The organism is Paenibacillus sp. J5C2022 (genome assembly GCF_025567625.1).
Classification (GTDB): Bacteria; Bacillota; Bacilli; order Paenibacillales; family Paenibacillaceae; genus Pristimantibacillus.
The window spans coordinates 58,403-74,600 of sequence record NZ_JAOQJC010000024.1 but is presented as its reverse complement, the minus strand read 5'-3'; the positions used below and the strand labels follow the sequence as shown (position 1 = coordinate 74,600).

The 16,198-nt window shown below is 54.6% G+C and carries 14 protein-coding genes and 1 pseudogene; 13 read left to right on the top strand and 2 right to left on the bottom strand.

All coding sequences use genetic code 11. The features are described from left to right. Positions 1-244 precede the first annotated feature (244 nt). Positions 245-1,075 (bottom strand): phytanoyl-CoA dioxygenase family protein, encoded by an 831-nt coding sequence (locus M6D81_RS19160; RefSeq protein ID WP_262678562.1) that lies wholly within the window; start codon positions 1,073-1,075, stop codon positions 245-247. A 126-nt stretch (positions 1,076-1,201) separates the two neighbouring features. On the opposite strand from M6D81_RS19160, the gene M6D81_RS19155 reads away from it, so the two are divergent. The 12 genes and pseudogenes from M6D81_RS19155 (at position 1,202) to M6D81_RS19105 (ending at position 13,629) form a co-directional block, all read left to right on the top strand. Further along, positions 1,202-2,002: an AraC family transcriptional regulator gene (locus M6D81_RS19155; protein ID WP_262678560.1), complete on the top strand. Its 801-nt coding sequence runs from the start codon at positions 1,202-1,204 to the stop codon at positions 2,000-2,002. Positions 2,003-2,107: 105 nt separating this feature from the next. Continuing rightward, entirely contained in the window at positions 2,108-2,392 is a 285-nt protein-coding gene (gene yabP / locus M6D81_RS19150; protein WP_262678615.1) for a sporulation protein YabP, read from the top strand. Continuing rightward, entirely contained in the window at positions 2,389-3,000 is a 612-nt protein-coding gene (gene yabQ, locus M6D81_RS19145; RefSeq protein WP_262678558.1) for a spore cortex biosynthesis protein YabQ, read from the top strand. Before yabP ends, yabQ begins: the two co-directional genes overlap by 4 nt. Positions 3,001-3,005: 5 nt before the next feature. Further along, positions 3,006-3,311 (top strand): FtsB family cell division protein, encoded by a 306-nt coding sequence (locus M6D81_RS19140; protein WP_262678556.1) that lies wholly within the window; start codon positions 3,006-3,008, stop codon positions 3,309-3,311. A 133-nt stretch (positions 3,312-3,444) separates the two neighbouring features. Further along, positions 3,445-3,930 (top strand): S1 domain-containing RNA-binding protein, encoded by a 486-nt coding sequence (locus tag M6D81_RS19135; protein WP_262678614.1) that lies wholly within the window; start codon positions 3,445-3,447, stop codon positions 3,928-3,930. 65 nt (positions 3,931-3,995) lie between these two features. Then, a pseudogene (locus M6D81_RS31990) lies at positions 3,996-4,220 on the top strand (hypothetical protein); the annotation flags it as partial. 342 nt (positions 4,221-4,562) lie between these two features. Beyond that, positions 4,563-5,408 (top strand): phytanoyl-CoA dioxygenase family protein, encoded by an 846-nt coding sequence (locus M6D81_RS19130; protein WP_262678554.1) that lies wholly within the window; start codon positions 4,563-4,565, stop codon positions 5,406-5,408. A 28-nt stretch (positions 5,409-5,436) separates the two neighbouring features. Further along, positions 5,437-6,789, top strand: coding sequence for an ABC transporter substrate-binding protein (locus M6D81_RS19125; RefSeq protein WP_262678552.1), 1,353 nt, complete (start codon positions 5,437-5,439; stop codon positions 6,787-6,789). 67 nt (positions 6,790-6,856) lie between these two features. Next, positions 6,857-7,735 carry a carbohydrate ABC transporter permease gene (locus M6D81_RS19120; RefSeq protein WP_262678550.1) on the top strand — a complete coding sequence of 293 codons (879 nt, stop codon included), beginning with the start codon at positions 6,857-6,859 and terminating at the stop codon, positions 7,733-7,735. Then, a complete protein-coding gene (locus M6D81_RS19115; RefSeq protein WP_262678548.1) occupies positions 7,728-8,558 on the top strand; it encodes a carbohydrate ABC transporter permease in 831 nt (276 codons plus the stop codon). Before M6D81_RS19120 ends, M6D81_RS19115 begins: the two co-directional genes overlap by 8 nt. 36 nt (positions 8,559-8,594) lie before the next feature. Beyond that, positions 8,595-12,599, top strand: coding sequence for a COG1470 family protein (locus M6D81_RS19110; protein WP_262678547.1), 4,005 nt, complete (start codon positions 8,595-8,597; stop codon positions 12,597-12,599). Between the two features lie 124 nt (positions 12,600-12,723). Further along, positions 12,724-13,629, top strand: coding sequence for a GNAT family N-acetyltransferase (locus M6D81_RS19105; RefSeq protein ID WP_262678546.1), 906 nt, complete (start codon positions 12,724-12,726; stop codon positions 13,627-13,629). Here the strand turns inward: M6D81_RS19105 and M6D81_RS19100 are convergent. After that, positions 13,626-14,519 carry an AraC family transcriptional regulator gene (locus M6D81_RS19100; protein WP_262678545.1) on the bottom strand — a complete coding sequence of 298 codons (894 nt, stop codon included), beginning with the start codon at positions 14,517-14,519 and terminating at the stop codon, positions 13,626-13,628. The genes M6D81_RS19105 and M6D81_RS19100 overlap by 4 nt on opposite strands. Before the next feature lie 90 nt (positions 14,520-14,609). Here M6D81_RS19100 and M6D81_RS19095 point away from each other — a divergent pair, with 90 nt between their 5' ends. Then, positions 14,610-16,094 (top strand): hypothetical protein, encoded by a 1,485-nt coding sequence (locus M6D81_RS19095; RefSeq protein WP_262678544.1) that lies wholly within the window; start codon positions 14,610-14,612, stop codon positions 16,092-16,094. Positions 16,095-16,198: the final 104 nt, after the last annotated feature.

Below are 16,198 nucleotides of genomic sequence, written 5' to 3'. Positions count from 1 at the left end.
GCGCTCTCTGCAGTCTTTTTTTATCACAATAGCGTATAACTCCGGCTTAACGGAAATTTAATTTTTTTATTTGGCGATCAAACATACCTTATCCTTCCGAAGCCAGTTTGCTTTGCAAACTTTAGGTCGATCATCGGAACGTGAGGAGCTCCTTACGCTTCGTTGCTTCATGTGCTCTAAAGTAGAATTGCATGTAGAGGACTCCGTCAGGTTATTATTGCGTATCCCGCTGTGATCCGCTTCTCTAGCATTCCGCATCCGTCATCGCATTCGTGAATATCAGCTTATACTCCTGCGGACGCAGCTTCAGGGCCGACTCTGCGGCATAATGCAGCTGCAGCGCCCGTCTACGCTTCGCTGACAGGTTGAAGGGCGTACCGTGCTTGAGCAAGCCGTGGAACAAGAGCGCGCCGCCAGGGGCAAGCGGCACCGCCACATCGCGCTCTACAGGAATATGGGCATCGCATATTTGCCAGTCCCTCATCGCGTAATGGGGAACTGCTCCTTCGGCATGAGAGCCGGGAATGACATGCATGCAGCCGTTATCGAGGCAAGCTTCGTCCAGCGCGATCCACACTCCAATGACCGCCCGATTGTAAGCGAGCGTGCCGTACGCCATATCCTGATGCCAAGGCTTTTCCCCGCCGGCCTGCGGCGGCTTCAGCAGCGCCATGTCCTGAACGAGCACTGGCTTGTCGCCAAGCAGCCGCTCCAGCACCTCCATCAGCGCGGGATGACGGCTAATGGCGCCCAGCCGCTCATCTGCATCGACGTAGCGGCTAATTTTGCGGATCGCCTGCTCTCGCTCCTCCAGCGTGTTCAACTCTCCTTGGGGTTTGGTGAATTGGATATGCGCCCCCTTCGCATCTACGAACATCAGATCGTTCAGAGCAGCGATTGCAGCCTCAATCTGCCTCTCGTCCAGCACATTCTCTACCGCCAGAAAGCCTTGCTTGCTGTAGTCGGCTGCTGCCGCTTCGCCAATCTCCTGCAAGCTTCCCAGCTTGCCGGCTATTTTATCGTAGCGGTACAGCTTGGCGGAAATATCCTCTGCGCTTCCATTGTGAATAGTCATCGAATAGACGCCTCCTTGGTTATATCAATTGACTTGCTATAATATAAAGATATGCCAAGATAGGGGCGTTTTACATGTACCATTTGCAATAATGATTTATACAATTCTACATATGGTGGTGGTGCAATGGTTATAGCGCCGGAACATATACATACATCGGCCTACTTCAACAAGGTGCTCTGCGAGCCGGGCTGGAAGTGGGATATCCGCTCCCGTCCCATGAGCGACTACGACCTGTGGTATGTGTGGGATGGAACAGGCGATCTGGAGCTGAACGGCTCGGCGTATAAGGTACAGCGAGGCTCATGCTTTCTCTTCCGACCCGGCGACCGGATATTCGCTTGTCATGATCCAGATCGTCCGCTTACGGTGTCCTATATTCATTTTCACTGCAAGGTGCCGCAACTCGAGAAGACCCCATCGTATCTGCTGCTGTATGAGGACGTATGGTTCGAAGGGCTGCTGGAGAGGTACATGTCCCAAATGCTGGCTCAGGAGGAGGGGTTCCGGCATGAGGCGAGCCTGTTGATTGTCATGCTGCTGTTCCAATACAGCCGCCATGCAGCTTCTGCCTCGAACCGCCATATGCAGGAGCCGGCGCAACGCACTACAGTGACGGATGCGATATGGAAGATTGCCTCCGGTATCCGGCAGCATCCCGCGATGCATCGCCGTATTCGCGACTTGGCCAGAGAGGCGCATCTGTCGCCGCGTTACTTCTCCTTGAAGTTCAAGGAAGTGGTCGGCCTCTCCTGCGAGCAGTATATGGTAGAGTGCCGCATCCAGCGGGCGGAGTATCTGCTTCGGTACAGCGGCATGTCCGTCAGTGAAGTGGCGGATGCATTGGGGTATCAGAACATTTATTACTTCAGCCGGCAATTCAAGAAGTATAGAGGGATAGCGCCGTCACGGCTGTTGAAGTCGTAACAGTGGGCATCATCAGCTGCAGCTCGCAATGAGGTGGTCAGGTTCTAAACCTTGTCCGTTCCCCATAAAGTAGAAGTAAGAATCATTGAAGCGGGGGACGAGGCTATGGTGGAACACGGCAAAGGACAGAAAGGACAAGAAGTCAAGCTGATCAACCGTAAGCTGCTGGAGCTGACGGGCGTAGTTAATGTGGAAAGCTTCGACAGCGAGGAATTTCTGCTGGAGACGGAGCTGGGATTTCTTACGGTTACGGGACAGAATCTGCACATTAAGCACCTTAGCCTGGAGCAGGGATTGGTTGCGATTGAAGGCACGGTTCATTCTCTCGCCTATCTTGACGGTACAGCCACTGCCAAGAGCAAAGGGCTGTTCGGGAAGCTGTTCAAGTGACGTTAACCGCACAATGGCTGACAGTGCTCATGATGCTTCTATCCGGCCTGGGCATGGGAGCGGTATTCGACGGCTACCGGGTCGTCTCCAACGAGCTGCGCTTTCCGCGATGGTGGCTCCCTGTGCTGGATATTATCTATTGGATGGCAGCCGCGGTCGTTGTATTCCGGGTACTGTATGCCAGCAACAACGGCGAGGTGCGCGCATATGTATTTCTGGGACTGGCTATCGGCGTCATTCTGTACTACTGGCTGCTTAGCCGTACGGTGATCTTATTGTCGAAGTGGCTCATCGGAGCCGTCCGTTCTCTTATCGCATTTTTGATCAAACTGGTCGATTTTTTGTTGATTAAGCCGATTTTGGCGTTATATCGTCTAGTTATTGTCATATTGGGATTTGGGTCTGCACTCACTATTTTCCTCCTGAAAATTGTGATACAATTGGTTCGTCCATTGGGTCTCTTATTGCGCTGGATGCTGGGGCCGATCATACGGCCGCTGGGCCGATGGCTGGCGCCATACTGGCATTCGATGCGAATAACGGAGCGTATGGGCAAGCTCGTATCCGCATTCGTGCAACGATGGAAATCATGGTTAAGGAGGAAGTAGCGATAATGGCAGCAGCGACAGCGAATCAATCGACATTGCCGGCCGCGAAGCGCCGGATCAAAATCTGGCTTCTCTTTGTCATCTTGTTTTTGGGCTGGGCCGGTTATACGCTGTTCGGTCAAATGCAGCAGAGCCACGTTACCCAATCCAAATTAGCCACGACGATGAAAGAATTGGAAGCCGCCAAAGTGCAGAGCGAGGCTCTGAAAATACAAATCGAAAAATTGAACGATCCCGAGTATATAGCACAATTAGCGACGAAAGAGCAAGGAATGGTCAAGCAGGGTGAACAGCAGATCTTTAGCGACTAAATCGGGCGCTATAGCGGGATGAACGTCTGTTGACCTTCCTTCCGCGATTCGGTTATAATCACGTTAGAAGCAGGCTGCTACAGTGATGGGAGCGCTGCTCACTAAAACTTTTCAGAGAGGAACATTTTATTTTATGGCAATTGAAGTGGGCGCCAAATTAGAGGGGAAAGTTACCGGCATTACACATTTCGGAGCATTTGTTGACTTGTCGGGAGGTGTCACGGGTCTTGTACACATTTCTGAGATCGCGGACAACTATGTCAAAGATGTGAAGGATCATCTGAAACTCGACGACGTAGTTAAGGTCAAAGTTATTAATGTGGACAAAGACGGAAAGATCGGCCTTTCAATTAAACAAGCCGTTGATCGTCCTGAAGGCGCGCAGCCGTCACCGCAGCGTGAGCGCACCGGTGGTGGAGGCGGAGAGAGATTCAACCGAGGAGGCTTCGGCGGAGGCGGACGTCCCTTCAATAAGCAATCGTCTGGCAGGCCGTCATTCGGCAAACCGTCATTCGAGGATAAAATGTCCCGTTTCTTGAAAGATAGCGAAGAACGAATTTCATCCCTTAAAAAGAACACGGAAGGCAAACGCGGCGGACGCGGCGCCAAACGTATATAACTCATAATAAGCAGAACCCTCAGGGGTTCTGTTTTTTTTTTTGTAATAATAGCGTATAAAATTTCAAAGCGTTTATGGATGAAGCGGTTCGTGTAGTCAAAACGTATTTCGAAGAGAAGCATAAAGTAACGCCGGGAGTAATAGCAGGTGTGCATACATTTGGAAGGCTTCTATGTGTATGCCCCCAAACAGAAAGGGAATGTAAAGCAACAGCTAGGTTATATTGGACGATCCGAAGACCAGCGATTGCGGTAAGCCGAATTGAAGCGTATGACGGTCAGATTGTTTCTCCTCTTCTATTATTCCAGCTTAGCATGATTTTTGCGATATTCACGAGATGATTTCGTTACTCGTTTAGAACGGATACGCTGACGGAGTGTGTCGTCCACCAAAATGATCATTTCACCATTACGTACAATGTTGCTGTTCCAGTTACGGAGTTCCGTTTGGCTGACCCCAAAATTTAAGAGGGTTCTCCCGAATATTAAGCATCCTTCGTGCCGAAACAGTTGTATGATCAAGACATGAACGACTGAAAGCGCTTTAGTGCCGGCCAAGGGGCTTATCGTCATTCACATGAACAAACGGACGTCGCGTATTGACGGGAACCTACAACGAAAGGGTGTTTACAAGTGAGTGTTGCATCTTATCCGCATGTGTTTGACAAGACCGATCTGGAAGGCATTCGCGCGTGCAACGAGCAGCACGGGTTTGCCATCGTGAAGGGGATGCTGCCGCAGGAGATCGTCGATCGGCTAAAGGCTGAGGTGGAGCAAGTGCTGGCGCCAACCTTTACCGCCGGCTCCAAGCTGACGATGAGTTCGGGCAATTTTGTGGAAAGCTCCCCGACATTGGTCAACCTGATGACGTATGAGCCGTTTATGGCGATCGTTCGGCATTTGCACGACAACGAATCGATGACGTTGAACCGCAGCGCCGCCATTTACAAAAAAGCCGGGGCGAGCGGGATGTTTTGGCATACCGACTGGGAGCCGAAGGTACACCCGTATCGGGCGAATGCGGTACTGAATACGACGGGCGCGTTTTCATGCTGGTTTTATCTTACGGGCAGCCATCCAACCAATGCGGGGCTTGCGATCATTCCCGATTCTCACACCGAGGATTGGCCGGGTCCGGAAGGCTTCGCGTTCACCCGAAACCGCACCTCATTTCATCGCGTAGGGACTGAGCCTGTCGCCTATGCCGGAATGGATGTGCCGGGGATGATGCCGATCGTTTCCGAGCCGGGCGATCTGGTCATTTTCGCGGAAAGAACGTATCATGGCGTCAACGATCATCACGGCACCGAATCGCGCCTGAGCTGCGGCTTGAGCTTCCGCAAGAGAAGCCATGCCGTCGGCGAGCATTGGCCGCTACCGGAGTCGGCCAAGCGGTTTATCGCCAGCGTGCCGGCGGAAGTACGCCATCTCGCCGAGGACTACATCGGCATAGACAGCTCGTGGGTATCCGGTTCGTAGTATGAATTTTAGGAAAAGGGGTGTTTGTATGAAAAAGATAACATTTAAGCATGCAGTAAAGGTCACGATCGTGTCGCTCGGCACGCTTGTCCTGGCGGCTTGCGGCAGCGGGTCGGCGGAAAATCCGTCGACCTCTCCGAATGCTTCCGCCGGAGGAGCGTCCGGCGGGTATGAAACCGCGACTCCGCCGAAAGAAGTGAAGCTGAAGATCGGGCTTCCGGGCGGCTACGATGTGACGAATAAAGCGATTGTTGACGGATTTATCGCGAAATTCCCGCACATCAAGACGGAAATTCAGGAAGCGCCGTGGGGCGACTTCACCACGAAAATTACGACCGAAATTGCCGGCGGCACGGCGCCCGATATTTGGTTTCAGGAAAACGCTGTTATTTTGGGATACGGCAAACGCGGCGTTGCTGAGGATTTGTCCGCTTATATCGATCGCGATTTGAATGAATCCGAATATATCGACGGGCTGTTCACGGCGAAAACGCCGGAAGGCCAAGTGTACGGCATCCCGCACGGAATCAATCCGGTGGCGCTCGCCTACAACAAAAAAATATTTACCGACGCCAACGTTCCGTTTCCGACCGACGACTGGACATATACCGACTTGATCGAAACCGCCCGAAAGCTGACGAAGGACACGAACGGCGATGGCCAAACGGATCAATACGGCTTCTCCGCTTCGCAGGGCATTACGCAGGGCTGGTATCCGTGGGTGCGTTCCCATGGAGGACATGCGCTCGATGATACGCTGAAGAAAGCGATGTTTGCCGAGCCGAAGTCGGTGGAAGGCATTACGGCCTGGGCCAATCTCGTCAAGGAGGGCGTCAGCCCGACCGACGATTATTTGAAGGTAGCCGGCGGCGACTGGAAAGTATTCGGCAACGGAGAAGCGGCGATGTTCTTCATGCAATACAGCCTGCAGGTGTTGCTCAAAAACAACTTTGAAGCGCTGGATTACGATACGGTCATGATGCCGAAAGGGACGGACGGCAACCGGATCGTGCCGATGGTGACGAACAGTTGGCTGATCTTCTCCAAGGCAAAGCAGGAGTCCAAGGAGGCGGCTTGGGAGTTTCTGAAGTACTACTTGAGCGAGGAAGCGCAAAACATACTCTCGGCAAGCGGCGCCTCGATTCCGGTGCATAAAAATGCGATGACGAAGCTGGACGAGACGGCTAACCCGAAAAACAAAAAAGCGTTCAGCGATGGCATTGCCCAATCGGGCGTTACGACGGACGAAAGTGCTTCCTGGCAAGAATGGCGGACGGCCGCCCAGCCGGTATTCGCGGAAATTTATACGCAAAAGGTGTCACTGGAGGAAGGCATGAAGCAAATTCAGCAAAAAGTGCAGGACGTGCTGGATCAGAATTGATAATACGACTTAAACGGCATGATAGAGACGGGGAGCCGACAGGCTCTCCGCCAATGGGGGAATGAAGTTGCGCAAAGAAGCAAGATGGGGCTATATTCTTACATTACCGTTTAGTATCCAACTGCTCGTCTTTTTCGCCTTTCCGTTTTTCTTTTCCTTGTACTTGACGTTTACGCAGTGGGATATGTTCAATGCGCCGGTGTGGACCGGGCTGAGCAACTGGAACCGGCTGCTGGAGGATAGGACGTTCTGGCATTCGATGAAAAATATATTGTTGTTCACCGTCGTGTTCGTTCCGCTGCAAACGATCCTTGCGCTCGTACTCGCATTTTTCCTCAATCAGGCGATCCGGGCGAAATCGCTGTATCGCATCGTGTTTTTTTTGCCTGTTGTCACCCCGTGGCTGGCCGGCGGCACAATGTGGGGCTGGCTGATGAACAAAACGTACGGGCTGGCCAATTATATAATGGAAGCGATGTCCTTTCCGGCGGTCAATTGGCTGGATAGCGGCAATTGGGTCGTGCCGATCACAAGCGTCGCGATGGTCAATGTGTGGAAGGGCGTTGGCACCTCGATGGTCATTTTGCTGGCTGCCATTCAGGGGGTGTCGAAGGATCTGTATGAAGCCTCCTCCCTGGAAGGAGCAGGACGCTGGGCCGTCTTCTGGCGTATCGTCTTCCCGATCGTGTCACCGATGGTCTTCCTCGTCCTCGTGCTGTCCACCATATCGGCTTTCCAGGCGTTTGACGTGTTTCTCGTCATGCTCGGAACTCCGGATTATGTCTCCGATGCCAAGGTCACACCGAATATATTGATTTACAAGCAGGCGTTTCTGTCCGTCAAGATGGGTTATGCCTCGACGATGGCGTGGGCGCTGCTCATTGTCATTCTGATCGTAACGCTGGCGCAGCGGCATTTGGAGAAAAGGTGGGTGCATTATGAGTAAAAAGCTTTCGTTCAAAAATACACTCATCCATCTGCTGCTTATTCTCGGCGGTGCGGTTACGATACTTCCGTTCTATTGGATGGTGTCGACGTCGCTTAAGTCGGGAGCGAATGTGGCGATATTGCCGCCTCAGTGGATTCCGGACCCGTTCGTATGGAGCAACTACTCGTACATCTGGCTCAAGGTCGATTTTGGCCGGTACACTCTGAACAGCTTCGTGATCATAGTCGCCGACGTGATCGGCATGCTGCTGTCGTGCTCGATGGTCGCCTTCGGCATGGCGGTGTTCGACTTCAAGCTGAAGCGATTGCTGTACTTTGGCATGCTGGCCACCTTGATGCTGCCGTTTCAGATTACGATGATTCCGAGCTATTTCATATGGAAAACATTCGGCGCGCTGAATACGTATTATCCGCTTATCGTTCCGAGCTTCTTGGGCGGGGCATTCGGTATCTTTTTGCTGCATCAATTTTATAAAAGCACGTCAAAGGAGTTTTACGAAGCGGCGATGATCGATGGCTGCGGACCGTGGACCGTTTTGTGGAAAATCTATTTTCCATTATCCCGGGCAGTGCTGTCTGCGCTTGCCGTCTTTACGTTTATGGGCGCCTGGAGCAATACGATCGGTCCGCTGCTGTACTTGACCGACAAAAAGCTGTTTACGTTGCCGCTCGGCTTGCTGTTTTTGAAAGGCGAGGTCGGATTGGAGCAGCAATATCTGATGGCGGGCGCCGTCATCGTGACGCTTCCGGCTGTTCTCGTGTTTCTGGTCGCGCAGAAGCAGTTCGTGGAAGGGATTGCGTCGACCGGACTAAAGGGGTAATCCAGTCGGGGTACAAAAGAGAGAGGGGAAGATCGAATGAAATCGTCTCTGAAACCGCTTTTTTTCATATTTCTTATATGCAGTCTGCTGGTGAGTGCCACCTGGGGAGCGATCCCCCGGACGGCCTCGGCCAATCCGGTGCCGTTAAATCTGCTGGCCAATCCGGGCTTCGAGCTGACGGTCGGCGGTGTTCCCGAAGACTGGAACGTGATAGGCAACGTTTGGGGCAGCGGCATTCAGGCCGCAAGCGACTCGGCGTATACGGGAGACTACGGGCTGTCGATTCAGACGAGCAGCTCGAATATGCCATGGGTATCGCAGATGGTTCCAATCGACGAGGAGGCGACTTATGCGTTCCACTCGTGGTTCAAGGCGGTCGGGGTCAATGGCAATGTCGGCTACAAAATCGAATATTATAGCGGACCTGAAGGTACGCCGGCCAACTATGTGGACCAGTTCACGTTTTATGCGAATCCGGCCGATCTGGACGGTTTATGGCATGAGCTATTGTTCGAGCAAACCGCCCCTGTTGGCGCAACGCATGTGTTGGTGTACTTGCGACTGTACGGTACCGGACAGGTACATTTTGACGATGCCACCGTCGCAAAGACGAAGGACAAGCAGCAGATGTTTGTCCATACCGATCATGTTTATTATTATCCGGATTTGACCAGCGGACAAATTAACATTTCGCTGGAGCCGCTGGACGGCATTTTTGTTGGGAAAACCGTGGATGTGAAAATAACGGACGCCGAGGAGGGAAACTTGCTCGAACAAATCGGCATCGCCGCCTCCGCCTCCTTGCAGCTGAATTTCGATCCTCGGGAGATGGAGCTGCTGCAGCCGTACCAGCTCCAGGTCGTATGGCGAGATGCGCTCGGCGAAGCGATTGAAACGGTCGAAAAGGCGCTTTACCGATGGGAGAGGCCGACGGCTCTGCCGCAAAACGGCCCGGTTCTTGTGGACAATGAGCCGTTCTTTCCGGTCATCGCCTACCATGCGGAAATTTCCGATTATCCGGATTTGGCGGCGATTGGCGTCAATACGGTGCAGGGCTACAATTCGACGAATCTGGAATCGATCCAGCACCGGCTCGATTCGGCGCATGCGCACGGCCTGAAGGTGCTAGTACCGCTGTACAACGGGATGAAGGTGAAAGAAAATTTCGAGCTGACCGCTAACATCGTAACGCGCTTCAAGGATCATCCGGCCGTGCTCGGCTACATGATTATGGATGAGCCGGCGTACAACGGCATTCCGCCGCAGGAGCTGCTCGACGCGTACAAGCTCGTTCGCTCGCTCGATCCAGATCACATCACATATATCGTGGAGGCGAATACGGAGGCGTATTTGGAAACGGGGCAGGCGACCGATGTTCTGGTTACGGATGTGTACCCGTTAACCCGAAATAACATGCTGCCGCTCTCAAGAGTGGGTGAAGGGGTGCGGGAGGCGATCGACGCCGTCAATGACGTGAAGCCGGTTTGGACGGTGCTGCAAACCGTTCGTCTACCGTTTGACGAGTCTGGTTACACCCCCTCGATGACGGAAATTCGCAATATGGCGTATCAGGCGTTTTTGTCCGGAAGCAAAGGATTGGGATATTACGCGCTGAACGATCCTGGATGGAGGCTTAAGGATACCGAGCTGTGGCCGGGCTTCGTGGCATTTAAGGAAGAGCTGGAGCTGATGGGTGAACTGGTGAAGGACGGAACAAGGATATCCCAGCATTACGGCGACCCGATCCAGAGCGGGGTTTGGCAGCTCGGATCGGAGCAGGTGATCGTCGTGCTTAATACATCGAAGGACGAGGAGACGGCGACCGTATCTCTGGAACAGATCGGCAACCAGATTGAGCTGCTGCACGGGGCGATTCCTGCACAGTTGGACAACTGGGAGTCGACGCTTGAGGTGGAGCTTGGTCCTGAGCAAGCGCTTGTCTACCGGGTGCGACCGTTTGCGGCATCGGTGGATGCGGCAATCGGGTTGTGGCTGTCGGCGCCAGAGTTGATCGAGAACCAATATTGGCAGGCGCGCGCCGCTCAACTACTCGGCAGAATGGAGCAACTTGGACAGGAGCTGGAGTTGTCGGCGCCAAGCAAGCAGCAAGTGCTCGATCAGGCGCTGGATCTCATCTGCAGGCTGGAGCAGATGGAGCTCTGGGTGCAAGGCCGGAGCGACATCGAGCTGGAAGGCAAGCAAGCGCTGCTGCTCGCTGTCATCGAGGACGTTCGGCAGCTCGTTCTGCCGATCATGCAGTCGGCCGTCCGGCTAGACCTAGCCGTTAGCACACAGCATGCGGCACCCGGCGACACTTGGGAGATTGCCGTCAAGGCGAGCAACAACAGCACGCGAAAGCTTCAGGACGTCAAGCTGACTGTCAGCTTGCCCGACGAATGGGAGCTGCCGACGGCCGTTCAGCCGATCGGCAAGTTGAACACTGTCGGTAGTGCCACGTACACCGCAAGCTTTAAGGTGCCGGATGAACTGCCGGGAGGAGTGTATCCGGTAACGGTGCTGGCGGAATACAAATACAAGAACATGCTCGTCATTACCGAGCAGCAGCGCTTCATCCGCACGTCTTCGCTGTTCGAAGTATCGCATGTCGAATCGCGCTTGGAGCTGTTCGAGAGCGGGCCCCACCCTTTCGAGGCGACGCTGACGAACAATGTGAACCGTACGATAACAGTCGAGCTGTCTACGCTGTCGCCAGGTGAAAGTGAAATCGGATACAAGATCGACTCACCGGTTGTGCTCGCTCCGTATGAGACGAAGAGTGTCCAAGGGGAAGTGATGATTCCAGAAGAACCAATGCGAGGCATCTTTACAGCATCGATCGAAGCCAAGGCAGGCGGGACGGTCGTTGCTTCGCTGCCGCTAACGCTTGATGTTGATACGTACTTGGTCTACAACGGTGGGTTCGAGAAGCAGGCGGCCGGGACGAACCGCCCGGACGGCTGGTATATGCGCGCTGCGGTGTGGGATAAGGAAACGGTCCATAGCGGTCAAGCATCCGTCCGGCTTAATCCCGATGCCAACAATTCGTTTAATGTGTTCGAGTCGAACTACAGTCGGGCTGACGGCTCGCTGATGATTCCGGTCACGCCGGGTCGCGCGTATATCCTGACAGGCTGGATCAAAAACAGCGCCGCGATCGGTTCCGCCGCTCTCGGCGTCCGACAGGTCGACGCGAACCAGATCAGCGTCGTGTACAACTGGTTCGAAGTGGGGCCGGATAGCGACTGGACGAAGGTGACTGGCAGCTTTGTCCCGCTTTCGCAAACGACGGCGGTTCAGGTATACTTCAAGCTCGATCAGCTGGCGGACGGCGCCGCTTGGCTGGACGATGTGGAACTGGTCGAAGCTCCGCTGCTGACGGAGGTGACGGCGGGGCCGCTGGCCGCCGGGCAGCCGGTAACGGCAAAAAGCACGAGCAGCGGTTCCATCTATTTGGTTCCATCGGTAACGGAGGCCACGTATGCGGCCGTTGAGGCGGCGGGCATGTCCGCTTCCGGACGAATCGTCGCCGCTGTGCGGAATACGACGGCGCATCTGGATACGACCGGGCTGCCAACGGGTCTGTACACGGTCTATGTCGTCGATGCTCAAGGCCATATATCGGCCGGATCCGCTCGGATCGCCATTGTTGATCCGCTGACACAACCGGCGAAAATCGACAACGAGGACGCGATCGTGTCTTATTCCGGCAATTGGCTTCGTGATATGAATGCTCTAAGCTTCGGCGCCTCCAATGAACGAACGGGCCAGCAGGGCGCCTATGTGGACATTCCGTTTTACGGCAGCGGAGCGACCGTTGTCACGAATATCAATTCCGTTTACGGGAAAGCGAACATTTATGTGGACAGCGTCTACGAGACAACGGTCGATTATTACTACTCGATGTTGCAATACCAGCAGCCCGTGTTCCAGACGGGAACGTTGACCGAAGGGATGCACTGGATTCGGATCGAAGCGACCGGGGAGAGCAATCCGGCGACGCACGGCACCTGGATTACGTTTGATGCGCTGGAGGTTTGGTAAGCCGCTGCGGCTGGGGTGCAAATTGGTAGCCGAAGGGCGGGGCGTCGGTGGCGTTCGCCCGCCCGGCTCGCCTGCGCGCGAAGCTTGACGGCCGCAGCAAGGAACATACAAAGGAGGGATGGCCGTGTTTGCGGATAAAACACCTATTGAAATCCGTTCGATCGACGAATGCACGATCCGGGAATTGACCACGATCTGGAATGCGGCCTTTCATCAAGATGCACAGATGGCGAGAACGTCGATGCAGACTGTACAATATTTGGGTGATCGAAACATTCGAACCGATGTGTCTGTTGTGGCCTTTCAGAACAACAAAGCGATCGGCTTCGTTTATGTCGGCTGGAAGGACGTGCTGGGCCGGAAGCTGGCCTGGAACGGCGGAACCGGCGTTCATCCGGATTTTCGCGGGCGGGATCTGGGCCGTATGATGCTGCAGGAAGCGATAAGCCGTATGCAGCAGGAGGGGGTAGAGCACTTTTCCCTGGAAACGCGGACGGACAATGTTCCGGCGATCCGCTCATACGAGAAATGCGGAATGGCGATCATCGACACCGTATCATTTATGCGGCGTGAAGGCGCTTTTGAACGTATTCCGTTTATGACGCGCCGCGGGGCCGCCGATTACTTCTGCCTCGTCGAATCGCCGGAAATTGTAAGCCGACTGCCGTTTTACCGGTCGAAGTCGTCGTGGACGACCCACTGGTTCAATGCGGGAGGAGGCGAAGCTTTGCTCGCCCTCGACGAGAAGGGGACCGCTTGCGGCTATGCGATTTATCGAAAATATCGGGATGAGGTGGGGCGCGTCGCCCATGTTCAGCTTACTCATTGCGAGGCGAATACGGGGCGGGACGATGCGCCCGATATCGTGCGATATATGCTCGGCGCCGTGTTCGGCCCGGCGGATCGGAGCATGATGCGGACTGCGAAATACTTGTCATCCGCCGATTCGGCTGCCTTGGAGGTCTTGCGGGAAGAAGGGTTTAAAACGGTAATTCAAGAATATTTGATGGAGCTGAGCTTGCCGAATTAATCGCTCGCATACTGGTTGCGATAATCACTCGGCGTCATCCCAATGACCTGCGTAAAGATGCGGGAGTAGGAGCTGATCGAGCCGAAGCCGGCTTCCATTGCGATTTCGATGCCGCTCATGTTGGTGGAGACGAGTAGGCTGCCCGCATGGCGTACGCGAACCTCTTGAAGAAAATGGGTGAAGTTCATTCCCATATGCTTCTTGAATTCCTTGCTCAGATGGGAAATATCGATGTTGAACTGCTTGGACAGACGGGATAGCGAGATCGGCTCGCTGAAGTTCGTATGGATGTAGTGGACGATCGGCCACAGCGATTTCCGGCCGTCCGTCTGTTCCCAGGTCTGCGAGTCGTTCCCGTCTCGCCGCAGGCGATCGAACGTGATGAGCAGCTCCGTCAGCTTGCACTGAATCATATCGTTTCGCCATTCATGGTCGTTTTGCAATTCCGCATACAAGCTTTCCATAATGGCGTGAAAAAACAGAAATTGCTTGTCGTCCAATTGGATGAACGGAGACAGATTGTCTGACGCATACATCAGATTTTTCAGCCCTTTTGTAAAAATCGAAGGCTGCAGCAGAAAACCGAGGTCGAACATGAGGTTGAACAGCTTCAAAGGACGCCGCGACGTCGTATGAATTTCGTGAAAGTGATAAGGGAGAAACAAAGCGCACGTTCCGGCTTTCATCGGGTGCTCCTTGCCGTTGATGATTTCGTAGCCTTCCCCGTCCAGGACGAGCGAAAGCTCCAGAAAGTCGTGACGATGCTTAGGGTACGAGCCGTGGATCGAAATGGGGAAGATGTGAAACGGAAATTGTTTGGACACTTTAACGGGAAGCGTTGCCCACTGTCTCGTTTCCGGAAATGTCAAGGTTATCAGCTCCCAAGTCAAGAATATATCTCCTGGAAGGAAAAATCATTTTTACTATAACACAGCTCACCGTTAATCGTCGATTGGACTTTGAGCGAAGGAGGATCGGTTATGGGAAAAACAGAGAAGCAAGGCAGCCGGATGCGGTTGCTTACCGGGTGGGCGGAAGTGGATTTGACGCCGGCGCAGCCGGTCATTTTATCCGGACAGTTCCATGCCCGTTTGTCGGAAGGGGTGGCCGATCCGATTCAGGCGACGGTATGGGCTTTGGAATCGGGCAGGGAACAGGCGGTATTCGTCGGCTGCGATTTGTTTTGCATATCCGACGAGCTGAGCGAGGCGGTCGTCGCTCGTCTGGACGTCCGCTATGCGGAAACCGGACTTGACCCGCGAAATGTCATGCTTCATGCGACGCATACCCATACGGCTCCCGAGATCCAGCCACATTCCGGCAATTCTGCCCACGCTCCTGGAGGGGACAGCGAGCTGAAGCTGGATGCGCTGGCAGTGGAAGCGTACGTGTCATGGACGGCTGAACGTCTTGCGCAAGCGATTGTTTCGGCGTGGTTATCCCGGGCGCCCGGAGGGATCGCCTACGGAATCGGTCATGCGGTCGTGGGCCACAACCGGCGCTGGGTGAACGATGCCGGCAGGGCCGCGATGTACGCTCTGCTGCCGGAGGTGAACGATACGTTTCGGCATATCGAAGGCTTCGAGGAGCATAGCGTCCATGTGGCCTCCGTGTACGATTCGGCGGGAACGCTGACCGGCGTCGTCGTGAATGTGCCCTGCCCTTCGCAGGCGAGTGAGGCGGACTTCGTCATCAGTGCCGACTATTGGCATGAAGCTCGTCAGGAGCTGCGTCGGCGGCTCGGCGAACATTTGTTCATCCTCCCACAATGCAGCGCCGCCGGCGAACAGACGCCGACGCTTCTGTTCGGGAAGCAGCCGTACGAGCGCATGCTGCGGCTGAAGGGCCGCACGGCACGGGACGAAATCGCCCACCGGCTGGCGAGTGCCGTGGAGGAGGTCGTGGCGGTGATCGGCGGGACGATCGATTATGCGCCTTGCCTTCGTCATAGCGTCGAGACGGTGGAGCTGCCACTAAACGAACTGGACGAAGCCGACGCCAGTGAAGCCGCCCGCGAAGCCGAGCTGTGGCGCGCCATCTATGAGCAGGAGCGGAGCAAGCTGGAGCGAAGCCCGGAGCTGTGCGAATCGCCGCGCTGGTATGTCGACGCGACGCATGCCTATTTCCGCAACAGATGGAACGGCGCGGTCGTCCGACGCCACGAACGGCAGCGAGCCGGATTGGCCGAAACGATTACTGTACATGTCGTCCGGCTCGGGGACGTCGTATTTTCAACCAACCCGTACGAGCTTTATGTCGATTACGGCATTCAGCTTCAGGTGCGATCGCCTGCCCTGCAAACATTTATTGTGCAGTTGGCAGGTCCCGGCACGTATGTGCCCAGCCCGCGCTCGACGGCGGGCGGAGGCTACGGCTCGGTGCCGGCCAGCAATCCGGTTGGTCCCGAGGGAGGGCAGCAACTCGTCGATACGACTGTTCGGCTTATTCGTGCGTTGTGGGTCTGACGCCGGGAGTCATCAAGGACAACGCGTATTCAGCGCGCAAATAGTGCGAAAACAGTGTAGGAATAACGCCATGTCAGGCAAGCTAGAATTCAGGACTGGAGAGA